This window comes from Stanieria cyanosphaera PCC 7437, assembly GCF_000317575.1.
Classification (GTDB): Bacteria; Cyanobacteriota; Cyanobacteriia; order Cyanobacteriales; family Xenococcaceae; genus Stanieria; species Stanieria cyanosphaera.
The window spans coordinates 1,686,805-1,705,150 of record NC_019748.1 but is presented as its reverse complement, the minus strand read 5'-3'; the positions used below and the strand labels follow the sequence as shown (position 1 = coordinate 1,705,150).

Annotated in this window: 19 protein-coding genes; 9 read left to right on the top strand and 10 right to left on the bottom strand. The window is 35.1% G+C overall.

Features of this window, described 5'->3' with window-relative positions; genetic code table 11:
• The first annotated feature begins 66 nt into the window (after positions 1–66).
• A complete protein-coding gene (locus STA7437_RS07425) occupies positions 67–669 on the top strand; it encodes a precorrin-8X methylmutase (RefSeq protein WP_015192763.1) in 603 nt (200 codons plus the stop codon).
• Positions 670–887: 218 nt separating this feature from the next.
• Complete coding sequence (locus STA7437_RS07420) at positions 888–1,757, top strand: sensor histidine kinase (protein WP_322785861.1); 870 nt, start codon at positions 888–890, stop codon at positions 1,755–1,757.
• A 22-nt stretch (positions 1,758–1,779) separates the two neighbouring features.
• On the opposite strand, the gene STA7437_RS07415 is transcribed toward STA7437_RS07420, so the two are convergent.
• The 3 genes from STA7437_RS07415 to STA7437_RS07405 are packed head-to-tail and all read right to left on the bottom strand — an operon-like array spanning position 1,780 to position 3,864.
• Positions 1,780–2,475, bottom strand: coding sequence for a hypothetical protein (locus tag STA7437_RS07415; protein ID WP_015192761.1), 696 nt, complete (start codon positions 2,473–2,475; stop codon positions 1,780–1,782).
• A 22-nt stretch (positions 2,476–2,497) separates the two neighbouring features.
• On the bottom strand, positions 2,498–3,325 hold the full coding sequence (gene dapB / locus STA7437_RS07410; protein ID WP_041619861.1) for a 4-hydroxy-tetrahydrodipicolinate reductase: 828 nt from the start codon (positions 3,323–3,325) through the stop codon (positions 2,498–2,500).
• A gap of 14 nt (positions 3,326–3,339) precedes the next feature.
• Positions 3,340–3,864, bottom strand: a complete 525-nt coding sequence (locus STA7437_RS07405; protein WP_015192759.1) for a hypothetical protein — start codon at positions 3,862–3,864, stop codon at positions 3,340–3,342.
• Between the two features lie 92 nt (positions 3,865–3,956).
• Here STA7437_RS07405 and lepB point away from each other — a divergent pair, with 92 nt between their 5' ends.
• Positions 3,957–4,559, top strand: a complete 603-nt coding sequence (gene lepB, locus STA7437_RS07400; RefSeq protein ID WP_015192758.1) for a signal peptidase I — start codon at positions 3,957–3,959, stop codon at positions 4,557–4,559.
• Positions 4,560–4,690: 131 nt separating this feature from the next.
• Here lepB and STA7437_RS07395 read toward each other — a convergent pair whose 3' ends face one another.
• The 4 genes from STA7437_RS07395 to tatA form a co-directional block, all read right to left on the bottom strand.
• Positions 4,691–5,086 (bottom strand): type II toxin-antitoxin system VapC family toxin, encoded by a 396-nt coding sequence (locus STA7437_RS07395; RefSeq protein ID WP_015192757.1) that lies wholly within the window; start codon positions 5,084–5,086, stop codon positions 4,691–4,693.
• Positions 5,083–5,361 carry a DUF2281 domain-containing protein gene (locus STA7437_RS07390; RefSeq protein WP_015192756.1) on the bottom strand — a complete coding sequence of 93 codons (279 nt, stop codon included), beginning with the start codon at positions 5,359–5,361 and terminating at the stop codon, positions 5,083–5,085. The genes STA7437_RS07395 and STA7437_RS07390 overlap by 4 nt, the downstream gene beginning before the upstream one ends.
• A 180-nt stretch (positions 5,362–5,541) precedes the next feature.
• A complete protein-coding gene (locus tag STA7437_RS07385; protein ID WP_015192755.1) occupies positions 5,542–7,998 on the bottom strand; it encodes a bifunctional diguanylate cyclase/phosphodiesterase in 2,457 nt (818 codons plus the stop codon).
• 206 nt (positions 7,999–8,204) lie between these two features.
• Entirely contained in the window at positions 8,205–8,378 is a 174-nt protein-coding gene (gene tatA, locus STA7437_RS07380; RefSeq protein ID WP_015192754.1) for a twin-arginine translocase TatA/TatE family subunit, read from the bottom strand.
• Between the two features lie 134 nt (positions 8,379–8,512).
• Between tatA and STA7437_RS07375 the strand changes: the two genes are divergently transcribed.
• Positions 8,513–9,280, top strand: coding sequence for a phycocyanobilin:ferredoxin oxidoreductase (locus tag STA7437_RS07375; RefSeq protein ID WP_041619858.1), 768 nt, complete (start codon positions 8,513–8,515; stop codon positions 9,278–9,280).
• A 178-nt stretch (positions 9,281–9,458) separates the two neighbouring features.
• Here the strand turns inward: STA7437_RS07375 and STA7437_RS07370 are convergent, their stop codons facing one another.
• Positions 9,459–9,860, bottom strand: coding sequence for an AbrB family transcriptional regulator (locus tag STA7437_RS07370; RefSeq protein WP_015192752.1), 402 nt, complete (start codon positions 9,858–9,860; stop codon positions 9,459–9,461).
• A gap of 1,217 nt (positions 9,861–11,077) precedes the next feature.
• Here STA7437_RS07370 and STA7437_RS07365 point away from each other — a divergent pair.
• Both STA7437_RS07365 and STA7437_RS07360 read left to right on the top strand, forming a co-directional pair.
• Entirely contained in the window at positions 11,078–11,944 is an 867-nt protein-coding gene (locus STA7437_RS07365; protein ID WP_015192751.1) for an RnfABCDGE type electron transport complex subunit D, read from the top strand.
• 62 nt (positions 11,945–12,006) lie between these two features.
• Positions 12,007–13,323: a DUF2330 domain-containing protein gene (locus tag STA7437_RS07360; protein WP_015192750.1), complete on the top strand. Its 1,317-nt coding sequence runs from the start codon at positions 12,007–12,009 to the stop codon at positions 13,321–13,323.
• Between the two features lie 14 nt (positions 13,324–13,337).
• Here STA7437_RS07360 and aroQ read toward each other — a convergent pair whose 3' ends face one another.
• Both aroQ and STA7437_RS26505 read right to left on the bottom strand, forming a co-directional pair.
• Positions 13,338–13,787 carry a type II 3-dehydroquinate dehydratase gene (aroQ, locus tag STA7437_RS07355; protein ID WP_041619231.1) on the bottom strand — a complete coding sequence of 150 codons (450 nt, stop codon included), beginning with the start codon at positions 13,785–13,787 and terminating at the stop codon, positions 13,338–13,340.
• 28 nt (positions 13,788–13,815) lie between these two features.
• Complete coding sequence (locus STA7437_RS26505; RefSeq protein ID WP_015192748.1) at positions 13,816–13,959, bottom strand: hypothetical protein; 144 nt, start codon at positions 13,957–13,959, stop codon at positions 13,816–13,818.
• A gap of 608 nt (positions 13,960–14,567) precedes the next feature.
• Here STA7437_RS26505 and STA7437_RS07350 point away from each other — a divergent pair.
• The 3 genes from STA7437_RS07350 (at position 14,568) to STA7437_RS07340 (ending at position 18,002) form a co-directional block, all read left to right on the top strand.
• Positions 14,568–15,272, top strand: a complete 705-nt coding sequence (locus tag STA7437_RS07350; RefSeq protein WP_015192747.1) for a DUF3120 domain-containing protein — start codon at positions 14,568–14,570, stop codon at positions 15,270–15,272.
• A gap of 12 nt (positions 15,273–15,284) precedes the next feature.
• Positions 15,285–16,337 carry an ABC transporter permease gene (locus STA7437_RS07345; protein ID WP_015192746.1) on the top strand — a complete coding sequence of 351 codons (1,053 nt, stop codon included), beginning with the start codon at positions 15,285–15,287 and terminating at the stop codon, positions 16,335–16,337.
• A gap of 186 nt (positions 16,338–16,523) precedes the next feature.
• Complete coding sequence (locus STA7437_RS07340) at positions 16,524–18,002, top strand: site-specific integrase (protein ID WP_015192745.1); 1,479 nt, start codon at positions 16,524–16,526, stop codon at positions 18,000–18,002.
• Positions 18,003–18,346: the final 344 nt, after the last annotated feature.

Genomic DNA, 18,346 nt, shown 5'->3' with positions numbered 1-18,346 from the left:
TCAAGTTTCGATTAAATTATTTTCGAGCTAGATTAGCATCTAGTTTTATCTGAATTGGAAAAGGCAATGAATTTGCATATTACAGATGCTCAAAGTCTGGCAATCATCGATCAAGAAATCTCTACTCATCAATTATCACCTGCGCAATATGAAATTGTTCGTCAAATAATTTACAGTACTGCCGATTTTGATTATCTTCATTTGCTTCGTTGTTCTGCGGATGCTCTGTTTCACGGTGCAGCAGCTTTAGCTGCCAGAACTCCTATTATTGTTGATGTACCGATGATTCAAGTCAGTCTTGTACCTTTACTACAACAAACTTTTTGTAATCCTGTTTATTGTTGTACAACTGCTGTTACTCGTCCTCCCATCAAACAAACTAAAGCAGCTTGGGGATTAGAAATTTTAGCAAAACAGCATCCCAATGGAATCTATATAATTGGTCAAGACGAGAGTGCCTTAACTAATTTAGTACAATTAATTGACAGTAAAACGATTGAACCAGCTTTAGCGATCGCTACTCCTCCTTTATTTCTCAACCCAGTACAGAAGCAATGGCTGGAAAATTGTGCGATTCCCCATATTTATCTAAATAGTCGCAAAGGAGGAGCAATCGTCGCAGCTAGTATCATTAATAGTTTAGTAGCTTTAACTTGGCAAGCCTACTAATTTTTAACGACGGCGATTTTTTCTGCGAGATCTGACTTGAGGGTAACTGCGTTAAATTACTGACAACTTTTCAGCAAAAATACGCTTGATAATACCCCTTGCGATCTGTTATCTTTTAAAAATACCCAACCTATACTTTTTTAAATTGTTATTAATAAAAACTTTTGGTTGTCTTTTACTAAAGTTGAGGAGTTTGGAGAGTAAAAGATTGTTAATCAATCAAAAGCAAACTTGGTCTGGATATTAACTCTGATCCTGACGATCTAGATGCAGATTTGAATTACGTTCGTCAAATACTCAACAATGAGATTCGCACTTACCAAATGGAAAAACGCTATTTCCACAAAGACGGACAGATCGTGTGGATTTTATTAAGTGTTTCTTTGGTTCGAGACAAGCTAGGTCAACCTTTATATTTTATCGCTCAAATTCAAAATATTAGCAAACGCAAACAAGCAGAAGAAACAATTGCAGCATCTTTAACAGAAAAAGAAATACTACTCAAAGAAGTTCACCATCGAGTCAAGAACAATTTGCAGGTAATTGATAGTCTTTTTCGACATCAATGTAGACATATCCAAGAACCAAAGGTTATTCAAATTTTGAAAGAATGTCAAAATCGTGTCAGTTCGATGGCACTACTGCACGAACAGCTATATCAAGCCAAAGATTTAGCTCGGATTGATGCAGCTAAATATTTTCAAAGTTTAGTAGCTACTTTGTATGAATCCTATAAAATTGATGGTACTTCATCTACTCTGAAAATAGACGTTCAATCTACATTCATCGAACTTGAAATTGCACTAAATTGTGGATTAATTATTAACGAACTTGTTTCCAATTCTCTAAAATATGCATTTATAAAAGACAAAATCGGCTATCTGCAAATTAAATTTATAGAAGACGAAAAGCATAATTTCACCTTAATCGTTAAAGATAATGGTATCGGTCTTCCAGAAGATTTTACTTTAGAAAAAACAAATTCTTTAGGATTAAAATTAGTTAAAAGTTTCGTCAGACAGTTACAAGGAACAATTCAAGTTAATAATTACAATGGAACAGAATTTATTATTTTATTTAGGGTTTAATTAATCGCCCATAACACTAACATTATTTCATAGGCGGTTTTCTAACTCGGTTTTTATTAAGATTAGCTCTTGAGCGATCGCTGCCCAACTGACGGCTAACTTCAGCAAAAACATCTCTTTGTAAATAAGGATATTCGCCAATCCAAAGATTCAAACTAGGAATGTAAGCATCAGTAAATTTATCTATTTTGGCAAGATTGGGTTGACGAGAAAGAACTAATAATTCGGCTATTTGACCAGGCGCGATCGCTTTGTATAATCTTTGTAGGGGAGCTTGCAGTTCTATTTCAAAACCAGTTTCATCTCCAATGACTAAATTAATTCGTCTTTCCCGAATTTCATTAATAACTAGATCCCCTCGTTGATTGACGGTTTCTTCTTCACCAATTAAGTCTTCAGTCAAGAAAATTTCTAAAATTCGACCCCGCCAAAAACCACTATAGGGAAAACGGCGGTATTGATTATTCCGCAGACTTGCCCAATAGATAGGACTCCAAAGCCAATATAAACCCGCTATTACTCCTAATAATAAAATGAGTGCTTGCGCTCCTTGTCCCAAAACTACGTCTAGAATCAGAATCACTACCACAGCTACTACAGAAATGAGCAGTCGATTTAACAAGTCTTGCCACTTGCCCCAATAATAAGCATATTGTGCGCCAGTCGCAATCAATGGAATAATCTGCTCAAATTTTTCGCGAGTTAAGGAAACTAGCATAATGAATTCAAGATTGAGAATTCTAAAGGATTTTTTCTAAACCATAAACTAAAGAAGTTAATTGAGTTACCTTCCGAATCGATAATAACACTCCAGGCATATAACAAGAGCGATCGCTGGTATCATGACGGAGAGTATAAATTTGTCCTGGTGCGCCGAAAATCACTTCCTGGTGAGCAATTAATCCAGGTAAACGAACACTATGGATGCGAATATCTTCTTCTAATTTACTGCCTCTGGCTCCTGGGATGTGTTCTGTTTCTGTTACTACTTGAGGATTAAAAGTTTTACCCAATTCTGCTAACATCTGAGCAGTTTTAATCGCCGTACCACTAGGAGCGTCTGCCTTTTGATTGTGATGTAGTTCAATAATCTCAACATGATCAAAATATTGAGCAGCTTGAAGCGCAGCTTGCTGAAGTAAAACCATGCCAATTGAAAAATTAGGAATAATTAAAGCTCCTGTGCTAGCTTTATCGGCAAATTCAGCTAAATCTTTAATTTGTGCTTCACTTAAACCAGTCGTACCCACTACAGGACGCACCCCATACGCGATCGCACTACGAGTATTATCATAAACAGAATCAGGGTGAGTAAAATCTACCATTACCCCTTGAATCTTTTCTTGAGTAGCTAGAACCAACACACTTTGTAAATCATTGAGGATTGGAACTTCTAGCGCACCGCAACCAATCACTTCTCCTACATCTTGACCCAAATAAGCAGGATTTTTATCCACTGCTCCCACTAACATCAAATCTTCTGCTTGGGCAATTGCTTTAATTACTTCTCGACCCATTTTACCCGCAGCACCGTTCACTACCACTGGAATAAGAGATTGATTTGTCATAGCTCCAATCATGTTTAATTGTTAATTGGTTCAGCTTTTTCTACCGAACCGTTATTAATTCCCATTGTTAATCGTAAAGGAATTTGTTGAGGATAAGCTTTAACTACTTGTCGATAAACTGCATAATTGGTTGGAAGAGTAAATTGCTGTCCATCTTGCTGATAGGTAATGTAATATTTTACCGTGCGTAGAAGTTCTGGTCTTCCTGGTTTTTCGTAAGCTCGTTGTTGTCGTTCTTCAATTTGGTCTAAACTAGGTTTGGACGGAATTCTGGGCCACCACAAACCCCGATCATCAGCATTGCCAAAAGCTTCTGCTGGTTTCTGACCATTAACATTATCTAAAGAAGTAGAAGCAAATTCTTCCCATCTGCCTCGTTTATCTTCCATCGGGTCAGGAGTATAATTAACTCGCCACGTTAAAGTCGTTTTAGCCGTTGCTTGATATTGATCGATGGTTTTTGTCCCGCAGCTTGTCAACCAAAATGTCAAACCAACACTCATTAAACTCAACAAAACATAACGACGATGTATACGCATATTGTTCTCCTCAAAAAAATACTGGATTTAACCAATAAATTCACTTTATGGCACAATAATTCAGAATTCATCATTCTTTATTCTTAATTCTCATGAAATCTCCCGACAAAAAACTAGTCGAAACCGAATCTAATCAATTACCTGAAAAGATAGTTAATCAAACTAATTTATGGCAAAAAATCAAAGAAAATGCTGTTACGGTTATCATTGCTTTGGTTTTAGCTTTTTTAATTCGTATATTTATTGCAGAACCCCGCTATATTCCTTCAGATTCGATGATTCCTACTTTAGCAACAGGCGATCGCTTGGTGGTAGAAAAAGTTTCTTATTATTCCCATTCCCCATTACAAGGAGATATCATTGTTTTTACACCACCGCCACAACTGCAAATGCAAGGATATCAAGCTAATCAAGCTTTTATTAAAAGAGTAATTGCTACTGCCGGTCAAACTGTAGCTGTAGAAAATGGCATTGTCTATGTTGATAATCAACCTTTAAAAGAAACTTATATTGCTGAACCACCCAAATACAATCTTGCCCCCGTTGTAGTTCCCGATGGTTATTTATTTGTGATGGGAGATAACCGGAATAATAGTAATGACTCTCATATTTGGGGTTTTTTACCACGAGAAAATGTAATTGGTCATGCAGTGATGAGGTTTTTTCCTTTTAGTCGAATTGGTTTAATTCAGTAATTTTCTGTCAAATTTCTAATTATAAGTTTTAAGTTAATTATAGCTTTAGTGATATTTTCTGATGCGATCGCTTTAGTTAGTATTATTTTTGCGTAGGAAAGGATATAAACTTAATTGAACATCTAAAATAATTAATTATTAGGCAAAATCCTAATTTCTGGATAAGCTAGTATTGCTTTATCCTGAGTCATTATAACCAAATCATATTGTAAAGCTTGAGCAATAATTAGGCGATCAAAGGGATCGCCATGTACTAAAGGAAGATTAATTAGTTGAGCAATACTATTCTCATCAACATTAATTGTTTTAATTAGGTGTTCTCTTCTTTGCATTGGTAGATAAATTTCTGGAGAACTAGGAAAATTTAATTTGCCAATTTGATATTTAATTACACATTCCCAGATTGAGACAACACTTAAAAATTTTTCATTATTAGGATTTTGAATTGCTTGGCGATATCGATCTGATAAACGCTTGTTATCTTCAATCAGCCACAGAAAGATATGGGTATCTAACAATATTCTCATTTCGGTTCAAATAAATCTAGAATTTCATCGGGTAGCGGATCGTTAAAGTCATCGGGAACAAGAAATTCACCTTTAGCTAAACCGATTGGTAGCGGTTTGTTTTGTTGACGATAGGATTCAACAATTTTGTCTATATCTTCGTTGGTAATAGGTTTTTCTGTTTTAACAGGCTGTTGTTTGTACTCTAAAAATTCTACAAATTCACAAACCGAATTAAGTTGTTCGGGAGATAAGTTATTTAATTTGCGATTTAATTCTTCTCGGATATTGGTCATGACTTTAATTATGAAAGTCTTCAATTCTAATTTTAAATAGTTTTAAGACAGAAAGTACTATCTCGGCTAGCTCGTGGCGCTTAGCTACTACAGGATAGCAGTGAACCTCTGGCTTTTAAACAGACTTGAAATCTTAAATTAATTGTTAATATTATCAACAGTATTTTCAATCAATAAAGTCTAAGTACAAGCAAAAGAGAGAGGAATAGGTTTAGCAATTCCGTAGCCTTGAGCGTAATCTATTTCTAACTCTTTTAAAGAAGCTAAAATATCCTCATTCTCAACAAACTCGGCAATAGTTTTGATCTTCATAACGTGACTAATTCGATTAAAAGCTTCTACTGTAGCGCGGTCAATCGGATCGTTGGTAATATTTTTAATAAAAGAGCCGTCAATTTTGAGATAGTCGACGGGCAAATTCTTTAAATATGTCAAAGAACTTATTCCGCTACCAAAATCATCCAAAGCAAAATAACAACCTAATTGCTTTAATTCTTGGATTAATTGAGTAGCTTGAGTTAAATTAGCGATCGCAGTTGTTTCAGTTATTTCAAAGCAAATATTATTAGGAGAAATTGTATACAAAGAAAATTGTTCTTTGAGAAACTGGCACAACTCTCCTTGATTAATAGTGGTTGCCGAAAGATTGATTGTATAAATGTTGTCACTGTTCGACTCTTTTTGACAACATTGTTCGTAAAGTTTGAAAAACGTATTAATTACCCAACGATCAATTGTAGGCATGAGATTGTATCTTTCCGCAGCAGGAATAAAAGCACCAGGAAGAATAATCGCGCCTGTTTCATCAATCAAACGCAATAAAATTTCATAATGTTTTCGTTGAGAGCGATCGCTCACTGGAGCAATGTTTTGCCAATAAAGACAAAAACGATTTTCTGCTAAAGCTTGGTTTAAACGATTAATCCAGGGTAAATCGCCTTGTTGTTGAGATAAATTACATTCTTCAGGAGCATAAACTTGAATACAATTACGTCCTTTTTGCTTTGCTGCGTAGCAAGTAGCATCAGCAGCACTTAAAACTTGATTTAAATTAGTACTATTTCGATCAATGGTGACTAAACCAATACTAACTCCAATCGTAAAACTGTTTTTTTGCCATGTAAAACGAAAATTCTTAATTAATTCCCTTAAAGTATTAGCAATTTTTTCTCCTTCTGTTAGAGAGCAATGATAAAGAAGTAAGGCAAATTCATCTCCTCCCAAACGAGCCAAAACATCTGTAGTTCTAACTCTTCGTTGCATTAAATTGGTCACTTGCCTTAATAATTCATCTCCAGCAGCATGACCACAGGTATCATTAACAAGTTTAAATTGGTCGAGGTCGAGATAACAAAGAATATGATGGGAATCTTCTTGTTGTGCAGCAATAATTGTTTGTTGAGCTTGTCGTTCAAATTCAAGCCGATTGTATAATCCTGTAAGTGGATCGTGGCGAGCTTGCCAAGATAATTGACGAGTTAATTGACGAGAACCAGTCACGTCATGAAAAATAATCACCATCCCAATTACATCACCTTGATAATTATAAATAGGTGCTGCCGAATCTTCGATCGCGTATTCAGAACCATCACGAGTAATTAAAACTGTATCAGTTGATAAACAGACTGTTTGTTCTTGTTTTAAAACTAGCTCTAAGGTTTTAGTCAGTGGTTTTTTAGTTTTTTCATCTACTAACTGAAATACTTCTGTAATATTTAGTCCATAAGCTTCTTCTTCTGTCCAACCAGTTAGTTGTTCTGCCATTGGATTAAGATTGTTGACCTTACCATTTGCATCGGTAGTAATCACTGCATCAGCGATCGATTGTAACGTAACTCTGGCTAATTCTTGTTCTAGTGATAAAGCTTGTTCTATTTGCTTCAGAGAGGAGATGTCCCGTGCTACCCAAATCACAGTATCTTTAGAGAGAGGAGAAATATTAGCAGTAAAGCATTGTTGAGTTTCCTCTTCTGACACACTATATTCAAAGCTGACATTTTTTCTGGTCGTTAAAGCTTGATTAACTAGCTGCCAAAACTTTTTAGAAGTTGTCTTACTATAAAACTTACTAATAGTCTGATTAATCAAATTAACTCTCTTTTGAGAAAAAGAAGCTTGATTAGTAGGAATAATTTTGATCTGTTGTTTTTTGTAATCTATTATTAAGACAATATCAGTGATGACCTTCAAAATAGCTTGATTTTTGGTTTCACTAGCTTTTAATTGAGCTTGAAGAAACTTTTTTTCAGTAATTACTTCAGTAAAAACGACCGCACCTGCAATTTGATGTTGTGAATTATACCAAGGCTGAAAGAAACACTTAATCCAATCTTCAGAACCATCATCGTGAATTAATCTTTCTGCTGCTGATTGAAAATTCATGCCAACCAAACAACTTTGATAACCTTGATGCCAAAGCTGAGACAGACTAGGTAATATCTGTTCTTGAAGATAACCAATCGGATTCTTATCTTCGAGATGATATTCTTTTAACCAGCAAGAACTAGCTGCTAAATAGCGCATCTGTCGGTCAAATAGAGCGATCGCTATAGGAGCTTGGGTAATAAAAGTGAAAAATTCTGGTTCAATAATGCTCGTGGGGATAAGCTGCTTTAAGTGATCAAATGAATACTTCATGAAAAGCAAGTTACCAAAGAATGGAAATGTCTTTTTTTTATCAGAGTGAGAAAATGATTAATTTCTCATGAAGTGAAACTAAATCAAATTGTTTAAGGCTCTGAAGGCGATTGAGAGAGGTATTATTCAAAAATTGCAGTAAATTTCTTTTAGAATAACTTTATTCTTTAGTAACAGGCTTCAGGAAAATTATTTAAGTAATTTCTTTATCTATCTATCTCTGAGTCTTCTTCTTCTAGTTGGGGATTATTTATTTCTTCCTTAAAACCTCGTAGCGTTTTGCCTAACGCACTGCCAATTTCAGGAATTTTTTTTGGTCCAAACACGAGTAAAGCTACAATCCCAATGATTGCTACTTCAGGCCAACCTAAACCAAACATTTTTGATCTCCTCTGTTTCAGTAATGACGATTAATAGTTATATATATATAAGAGAACAGTTTCAGTATATCTTTAAGGTTATGAAGATTTGCTGCTGATGTTATTAAGTTGCCTACAGCGTTTTTATGACTGAAATGTTAGAAACCACACAGCCTTCACTGCGTCAAGAACAACACCCCTTGATTTGTCAGCTAGCCAATCTGATTTTAGATTACTGGCAACGATATTTAGATTTATCTCCCTATTCTCTTCCAGAAGGATTGGGTTATGTTGAAGGAAAACTGGAAGGGGAAAGATTAAGAATAGAAAATCGCTGTTATCAAACTCCCCAATTTCGTAAGCTGCATCTAGAATTAGCCAAAGTCGGCAATAACTTGGATATTCTTCACTGTGTCATGTTTCCTCGTACCCAATATCCTTTACCAATGTTTGGGTGCGATATCGTTGCAGGCAAAGCAGGAGTTAGTGCTGCGATCGCAGATATTTCTCCTACTAGTCCTGAAAAAACTCTCTCAGAAAACTATAAATTAGAACTTTCTGCTTTACCCGATCACAAATTTGCTCAACCTCGCGAACTTCCCTCTTGGGCAGATATTTTTTCTGAGTTTTGTTTATTTGTTCGTCCTCAAAATGATGCAGAAGAACAAAATTTTTTGAAGCAAGCTTCAAGTTTTTTAAAGATTCACTGCCAACAAGCTGTTCAAGCCCAACCAGTTTCTCTTCCACAACAAAAATTATATTTAGCTGGACAAAACTATTACTGCACTAAACAACAACAAAACGACAAAACTCGTCGTGTCTTAGAAAAAGCTTTTGGACCCGACTGGGCAGAATATTATATGAAATCCGTCTTATTTGATGTTCCCGAAACTATAGCTACTGGAGAAGTTCTACCAAACTAAAAAAATTTTCTTGAATTTATTTTGATGGTAAAAATTGTTAAAATTAAATAAAACTTACCTCTTCAAATAATTTATTGCTCAAGAGTTACATCAAGTTAATCTCCAAATAGTTTTAGCAAGCATAAATCACCTTTGAAAGCAAAGGCGATTCATTGCCAACAAATTCGATTAGAGCAAATCAATTTTCTGAGAAAGTCTCATCATCATCACCATCATCATCTACTTGTTTGAGATGAATGTGTTTGTAACCTAACTTAATTTCAAATTTATCACCTTCTTTTAAACCCATTGCTTGAGTGTAAGTAGAACCAATGACAATTTGACCATTTTTATGGACGCTTACTTTATAAGTAGGTTCACGACCACGACCATCTTTTGCTCCTTCTGGATCGAGGGGAACTCCTTTAGCAGCAAGAACTGCATCATAAAAATCTGTTAAATTTACTCTCGTTTGATTGTCTTTAGTGGTAGTGTAATATCCGCAGCGCTTTGCTGTTTCTCTTCTTGGTAAGTGGGAAAGCTCTTTTACTTTTTGAAGTAATGCTTTTCCTGTTAAAGGAGCGGTTGCAATTTCACTCATTTTTTTCTAAATCTTCCTTTGATCTTTTTGAGATTGCCAATTAAATATATCAGATATAATTGACATTATAAAAAAAATATACCGTTAAATATCTATATTGTCACTTTTTTTTTTATAGTTATGATTTTTTTGATCAAAATGCTCGGAAGAAAATATTAATAATATATTTAAATACAGCAACTCAAGATGATCTCCTTAGTCGGTTTTTTGGAGAGACTATTTTCTCTAAAGATTGGTTTTAAGGGAATAAGCGAGGGTAAGATAAAATTTTAATAATCAATCCTCAATTAGAATCACAATCTTTAATTACCTTGAGATGAATCGTGCCTCAAACAAGCTTAACCATAAAAATGAGGTAGAATTTTAGGCTAAGTTCGTTCAGCAGAATATTAGCCAATAAAATCTGATTAATTTAGATTCTGATTTGGCTTAAATTCAGTCTTAGTTTGAACAAAATGGTTAACTCAACACAACGATCCGACTGTTGGTCTAAAAATTGTTAAGTCAAATTTAGGTAAAAAAATAGTAAAATTAAGTCAATACTTCACAGAGTAGTAATATTTCTATAAAATTGGATTACTTGAGATATAATAATCGAAAATCCTCATGAGCAAGTCATTGGAGACTAGATCTTTAGCTATTACCTATTATCTATCTTTAACCTGATAATAAAAGTTGAGTTATTAACCGAGAAGTCTGACAACTTTAGCAAGTTACGTGGGTAAGTAAACAAAATATCTCTTGATTGAAAGCAAGAAAATCTAATACTCTTAACAAGCATAAGAGTAGGCTGATATTTTGCGAGGAGTTTGCTCCTAAAATTCGCGATCGCCTCAGAGAAAGAAATCTATGATCATCTCAGTTTATTATAGAGCCAGTGATTTTTTTAAAGGTAATAATTGAAACAGTTACTTCAGTTTCTAGAAATTAAATCTAACGAAACAAAAGCACAATCTCGCTAGATGGTTAAAACTGCCCATCACAAAGCTTAAAAAATCATTAATTAATTGTAAGATTAGACTCTAGACGTAACTTGTTGCGCTTAATTTCAGTTTTTTTTGTTACTAGAAGTGTAACGAGATTTGAGTTTAATTCTTTTTGCACAGATACTGAAGCAATTAGTGATAAAGATCGATATCGATGAAGTTCTTGGTTTTTGATTCAAGAACAAAAAATAGATTAGCTCAATCACACTGATTTATTGATGGTCAATTGTCATGTTTTTAGAAGATGCGCGAGATTATCAACTGATTTTTCTGGGTTCATTTTTATTTTTAGGTCTAAATACCAGAGATTGGACTTTAAATTTTAATATTATCTTTGTTGCGATCGCTAGTTGTTTAATTACTCAATGGTGTTTCTCCTCATGGCAAGAATATTCTCAGATTCAAGATAATTACCCAGTTACAATCCATCGTTACTATGCAATCATTTCTAGTTCTGTAGTTATTTCTTCTCTTAAAAGTGCTTTGATTACAGCGTTAGGACTTTGCTTATTATTACGGACGAATCATTATTCTACGATGATGCTAGCCGGATTGAGTGCGATCGCAAGTAAATTTTTATTTCGTCGTGGCAATAAGCATTTTTATAATCCTGCTAACTTTGGCATTATTGCTGCCTTAACTTTGACTGATGATGCCTGGGTTTCACCAGGACAATGGGGAACAGATTGGTGGTATTTGTTATTCTTTGCTGGTGCAGGAGGGTTAGTTCTGAAGCGAGTTGGACGTTGGGATACTTCTGTCACTTTTTTGTTAACCTACACCAGTTTAGAAGCAATGCGTAATTGGTGGCTTGGTTGGAGTTGGGATGTTTGGTGGCATCAATTAAGCAGTGGTAGCTTATTACTCTTTGCTTTATTTATGTTAACTGACCCGCGTTCAATACCCGATGCTCAAAACAGTCGGATACTTTGGTCTGTAACAATTGCCATTGTTAGTGTGATTTTGAAAGATTGGTTTTATCTCTCAACTGGTATTTTTTGGGCATTATTTTGGCTAGCACCTTTGACCATTGTATTGGATCAAATTTGGTCAGCACCAAGATTTGTCTGGAAATCTAAACCAGAATTATCGATGTGACTGTTTGTTTATGTTCTCCAAAATTCTATTTGCAAAAAATTTATAGTAAAGGAGATCTGGTTGTGAAAGCAATCCGAATTATTTTAACTGGACTTTTAGTTGGGGTAATATTTTTAGCTGGAATTAAACCAGCATGGGCTTTTTGTGGTTTTTATGTCGCCAAAGCAGACACTAGTTTATATAATCGTGCTTCTCAGGTGATTATTGCTAGAGATGGCAACAAAACTGTTCTCACCATGGCAAATGATTATCAAGGAGAAGCCCAAAATTTTGCTTTGGTTGTACCCGTACCCGTAGTTTTAAAACAAGAACAAGTTCATATTGGCGAAGCGAAAATTCTGAATAGATTGGATGCTTTTAGCGCACCTCGATTAGTAGAATATTTTGACCCCGATCCTTGCCAAGTTCTTATGTATGAAAGCGATGCACTTCGGTCGATGCCACAAGCAGCCCCTTCCACAAGCGCATCTCAACGCAACAATGCTTTAGGAGTCACAGTAGAAGAACAATTTACGGTAGGAGAATACGATTTTGTTATTCTGAGTGCCAAACAATCAGATGGTTTAGAAACTTGGTTAATTGAGAATGGCTACAAAATCCCCCGAGGGGCAAAGAAATTGTTGCAACCATACATTCGTCAGCAGATGAAATTTTTGGTAGCTAAAGTAAATCTGAAAGAATACAACCGCCAGGGATTTGAAAAACTAAGACCCATTGCGATCGCTTATGAATCTCCTAAGTTTATGTTACCAATTCGCTTGGGTATGATTAATGGTCAATCTGAACAGGATTTAATTGTTTATTTGCTTTCTCCTCAAGGACAAATTGAATTAACTAATTACCGTACCGTCAAAATTCCTTCGGATGTTAATGTTCCTGAGTTTGTCCAAGCAGAATTTCAGGATTTTTATCAAGCGATGTTGCAACAATCTTATCAACGAGAAAACAAACAAGTTGCTTTTTTAGAATACGCTTGGAATATGAATAGTTGCGATCCTTGTTCGGCTGAACCTCTTAATCCAGAAGAATTAAAACAAGCTGGTGTTTTTTGGCTCAATCCTAATTTAACTAATAATGTGTTTATTACTCGTCTTCATCTACGCTACAGTCGCGATCGCTTTCCTGAAGATCTTCAGTTTCACACTACTGCTAATCAGGAGTTATTTCAAGGTCGTTATGTAATTAATCATCCTTTTACAGGCAAAATCACTTGTGAGGCAGGTAAGGAATATCAAAGAAGTGTCAGAAATAGACAGCAAACAGAAGCAGAAAACTTAGCCAGGTTAACAGGTTGGAATCTTCAAGAAATTTTAGCTCAGATTAAATTTGTGAACACTGATCCTAATCCTGTTCATTGGTGGCGTAACCTGTGGAATTGAAACAGATAAAATTTTTATTTTTGATTTCGCAGATGATGAACTAAGGCTTGCAATCCCAGACGATAACTTTCTACACCAAAACCACTAATTTGTCCAATCGCGATCGGTGCTATGTAAGAATGATGACGAAAAGCTTCTCTTTGATAGATGTTACTCAGATGAACTTCTACAGTAGGCAGTTTCACTCCTGCTAATGCATCTCGAATAGCTACACTGGTGTGAGTATATGCTCCTGCATTAATCAAAATACCTTGAGACTGTTCTCTAGCTTGATGAATGGCATCTACTAAAACGCCTTCGTGGTTGGACTGCAAGCAACTAACTTGTACTTGCAGCCTATTTCCTTCTTCTACTAGATCACGATCTATTTGCTCAAGAGTAACAGAACCATAAATTTGAGGTTCTCGCAGTCCCAATAAATTTAAATTAGGGCCATTTAAGACCAAGATTTTTTTCTGAGACAATATTTTTGCTAACCAATTTAATAATTAATTAACGATAACGACCGCGATGAGGCTCGTTTACTGGTACTGGAATAGGTTCCGCTTCTGGTTCAGCCTCTGGTCCTAAGAGGATTTCGATTAGCTTTTGCGCCCATTCTTTTAATTTCTCAAGCAAGTTTTCTAAATAGTCCATCAAACTGACGACTCCTACAAAATACTTTTTTTATATCTACATCTTTAAGCTATTTTGCTTTTTTTACCTCTACCCGAGGGTTTATTCGTGGTTTTGGTTTATTTTGACTATAATTGCTCAAAAAAAATTTGGACAATTATTTTCATTATTTTACTTAATATTTAGACTAACATAGGTTTGCAATCTGAGATAATTTCTCTTCTATTTAGCAAAATATCTCCTGAGTAAAAAAAATTTTAGGAGTATAATTAATGATTTTTGAATTTATTTACTATTTTTTTGCCAAAATCGAGAATTTTTTGAGTTAATTTTGCTCTTAGCAACTTCGACCACGTATATGCTAGCAAAGCTGACCGCTCGCTTTAGCAAGCGAACCCTTTGTTTTTTTGAGTAATTGATCTCTCCTTGAGCATCTGATTGGATAATAACCTTATTTGAGCTATTAATTATATCTCATTCAATTTAACTAAAGACATTAAATAAAACTAAAAATCCTAAACTCTCAAGATGTCAACTCAAAAATTGTGATACTTTAAAGCAAGGTAAAGATAAATTAAGAAAATTAAAATCTGTCTGCCAAATTATATTTACTATACTTAATTTCGCCTGTGACTTCTTCTACTTCTAATTATTCCCTAAAAAAAGCTGAATTGAGCTTATCGTTATCGCAAAACCAAGAACGTCAAGCTTGGTTAGTTTTTTTTGCTGCTTCTTTTTTAGTATCTGTGCCAGTATTTTTTCAAGCACCTTTAGTTAGACTTTTTCCTTGGTTTAGTCTTTGGCTAACTGTAGTTTGGATTCTTTTGGGAGGATTTCTTTATCAGCGTCAAAAAACTCGGTATTGGGGAGACTTATTGTTAGGATTTAGTTGGAGTTGGTTAGCAGGTTCAATTTATTGGGGTTGGTTAAGATACGAACCATTAATACATCTCCCGATTGAATCGATTGGCGTACCTTTTGCTATTTGGTGTTTGTGGCGCAGATGGGGATTAATTGGCAATTTATTTTATCTTGGTTCATTATTAGGCACTGCGATTACAGATTCATATTTTTATTTAACAGATTTAATTCCCTATTGGCGGAAAATAATGACAGTAGAACCCAGTTTAGCCTCGCCAATCTTACATCAAGCCTTAGCTCAGATGCAAACTCCTTGGGGAATTAGTTGGGCAATAGTACTCGTCAATATTTTATTAGGTTTTAGCTTGTGGTCTTTACAAAAAAGCCAGCTTCATTGGTGGGCATTTGCTGGAGCAGTATTGAGTACAATCTTAGTTGACAGTCTCTTTTGGATTGCTGCTTATTTCGCCTAATCAGGTTTTTATATGACTTCTAGTAGGGATTCTGCTGTTGATAATTTGAGAGCGATTAGTTTCAGAAATTTCTTAACCAATGAAACTACGCTTTATATTCTTAAAAGATTACTACAAGCATTACTGACGCTTTTTTTAGCCTCTGCACTCAGTTTTGTAATTATTCAACTAGCTCCTGGAGATTATCTTGATACTCTAAAAGGAAATCCTCAAATCTCACCTGAAAGACTAGCAGAGTTGAAGCAACAATTTGGCTTAGATCAACCTCCAATTGTTCAATATTGGCGTTGGTTAGTTAGAGTGGTTACTCGTTTTGATTTTGGTACAAGTTTTGTTTATTTTCGACCAGTTTCTTCATTATTAATTGAAAGAATACCTGCAACTTTGTTGCTAGCGATCGCATCTATTCTGATCACTTGGGCGATCGCGATTCCCTTGGGAGTTGTCAGTGCAGTTAAACAAAATACTTTGATTGATAAAATCTTACGAGTTCTAAGTTATTTAGGTCAAGGCTTTCCTAGCTTCATAACTGCTTTGGCTTTGTTAAGCATAGCACAAAATACTTCTCCGTTGTTTCCCGTCGGAGGAATGACTAGCATTAATCATGCTGATTTATCTCCTATTGGTAAAATACTTGATATTGGTTGGCACATGATTTTACCGACATTGGCACTGAGTATCACCAGTTTTGCAGGATTACAACGTCTAACTAGAGGACAATTACTCGATGTGCTTAGACAAGATTATATTCAAACTGCTCGCGCCAAAGGATTACCAGAAAATAAAGTACTTTATGTTCACGCCTTACGTAATGCGATCAATCCTTTAATTACTTTGTTAGGATTTGAATTTGCTAGTTTGCTTAGTGGTGCATTTATTGCCGAATTTTTCTTTAATTGGCCTGGTTTAGGTCGTTTAATTTTACAAGCAGTCCAAGCTCAAGATCTATATTTAGTTATGGCAAGCTTAATGATGGGTGCAGCAATGTTGATTATTGGTAATTTACTGGCTGATTTATTATTAAAAGCAGTCGATCCAAGGATTAAGTTAGAAGATTTGAAATAAAAATTTGTCCATTCCCAGTCGCCTAAGTATTGCTTTCATTAACCAATGACCAATAACATCAATTATGTAATTCGTTCAAAAGTCGAGGGTAAATATTTAGTTACTAGTAGTATAATGCTGAAAAGCCTTTTAATTCATTGATTTTAATTTTACAAACATACTACGATTAAAGATTTTGAGAAACAAGTGAGAAACACTTTAGACGTACCTAAATACGAACCTCAAGGGCGTGATGGCTCTTACTTATGGGCTAAAAAAGACCAAGAAAAGAGAGAGAAAGAGTTAAGGACTAAGTTTGAGCAAAAACTCAAAGCAGCTAAAGAGACGCTTAAATCAAGACCAGTCAGCATTACTGAAACTAAAGGGAATCTATACTTACAATTCACGACTAAAAAGCAATATGACGGTTCTATGGGAGAGGCGATGAGAAGCAAATATTCAGTAGCTCAATACCTGGGCGTGTCTAAATGTGCAGATAGTCCAGAAGCGGTTAACAGTGCTTTAGAGGTAGCCTTACAGGTAGCTAAAGAGCTAGAATCTGGTACTTTTACTTGGGATAATTACGCCTGTTGGATTAAAGGAGAATTGCCAGAGCATCTCAAGCAGCAGCTAGCTAAAACTAAAACCTGTAAAGAACTAATTGAAGAGTTTGAAGCTCATTTTCGGGCTACTCATGATTACAGTTCCGAGGAGGCAGCGCATAAAAGCGAGAGAGGATATAAAAGTCGGTTTAATCCTATCTTTAATCGATTGCCTCAAGATAAGCCTCTAACTGAAGAGATGATTAAAAATATATTGGGAGGCTATAAACCAGGTAGTAGGAGTTATGAGACTCGCCTATCAGACATAAAAGCTTTTACTACTTATCATTCACTTAATATTGATGTTAATAAATTTAAGAGTAAAGCAAAGGTTGAATCAAGAGTTGGTAGAGAGTTATCTGATGAAGAAATAGTTCAAGGCTGGAAAAGTATTAAATATTATCAGGCACGAAACGGTAAAAAAGCCAAACGTCAAGATTTATACGCTTGGATGTATGGAATGATGGCTGTTTATGGACTACGCAACCATGAAGTATTAAATATTAAAAATCTCACTCAACCTTTTAAAGTTCCTAACGAAAATATCATTTTGCCAGCTTTTAATGACCCAAGTAACAAAGGTAAGGCTATCTATACTTATGGAAAAACAGGAGAAAGAACACAGCCTATGCCTCATCCTTATGAATGGATAGAATTATTTGAGCTAGAAAAAGTCCCTGAATTACCTACCTTTGAAAACGGCAAGCAAAAAGACTTTTTTCTTGCTTACTTTACGGCATACTGTAGAGGAGAAAAACGCAAAAGAATTCCCCGAAAAATAGATTTCGTTCCCTACGACTTGAGGCACAGTTACGCTATGAGAGGTCGTAGAGATAACATGAACCCATTAGACATGAAAGACTACATGGGACATAGTTTGGAGATGCAAGAGAAGACCTACAACAAAGGGATTAAAACTAGTAGCTTAATTGAATCCGCTCAAAGATACCAACAACAAATACAGCAAAAACCTGAATTATCAGAAGTAGAAAAGCTTAGGTTAAGAGTAGAAGAGCTTACATTAGAAAATCAAGAATTGAAAAAACAAATCAGGTTATTACTAGAAAAACTATCAAGTAGATAACAAATAAACAAGTAACAAAGATAGCTCTCAAAGGGCTATTTTTTTTAAGAGTAAATACTAAGCAAAAAGTACTAAAAAGTAATAAGTAAAAAAAAATAAGAGTAAGGGTAAAAGTATAACTCTAAATATTGCAATATCTTACCCTATGCCCTCACCCAGACTCTAGATAAAACTCATGAGAGTAAGGCATATTTAGCTTTATTTCTTGCTCCAACTGAGTTTACGACACTTTCTTGGTGAAACGAAAGGTGTCCAAAAGCTTCTTCAATCTGAGCTTGATATTTGTATACTACCCTAACAGGCATTTTTTTTCTTAACGTCTGCGTACAAAGTCATTGACCTTC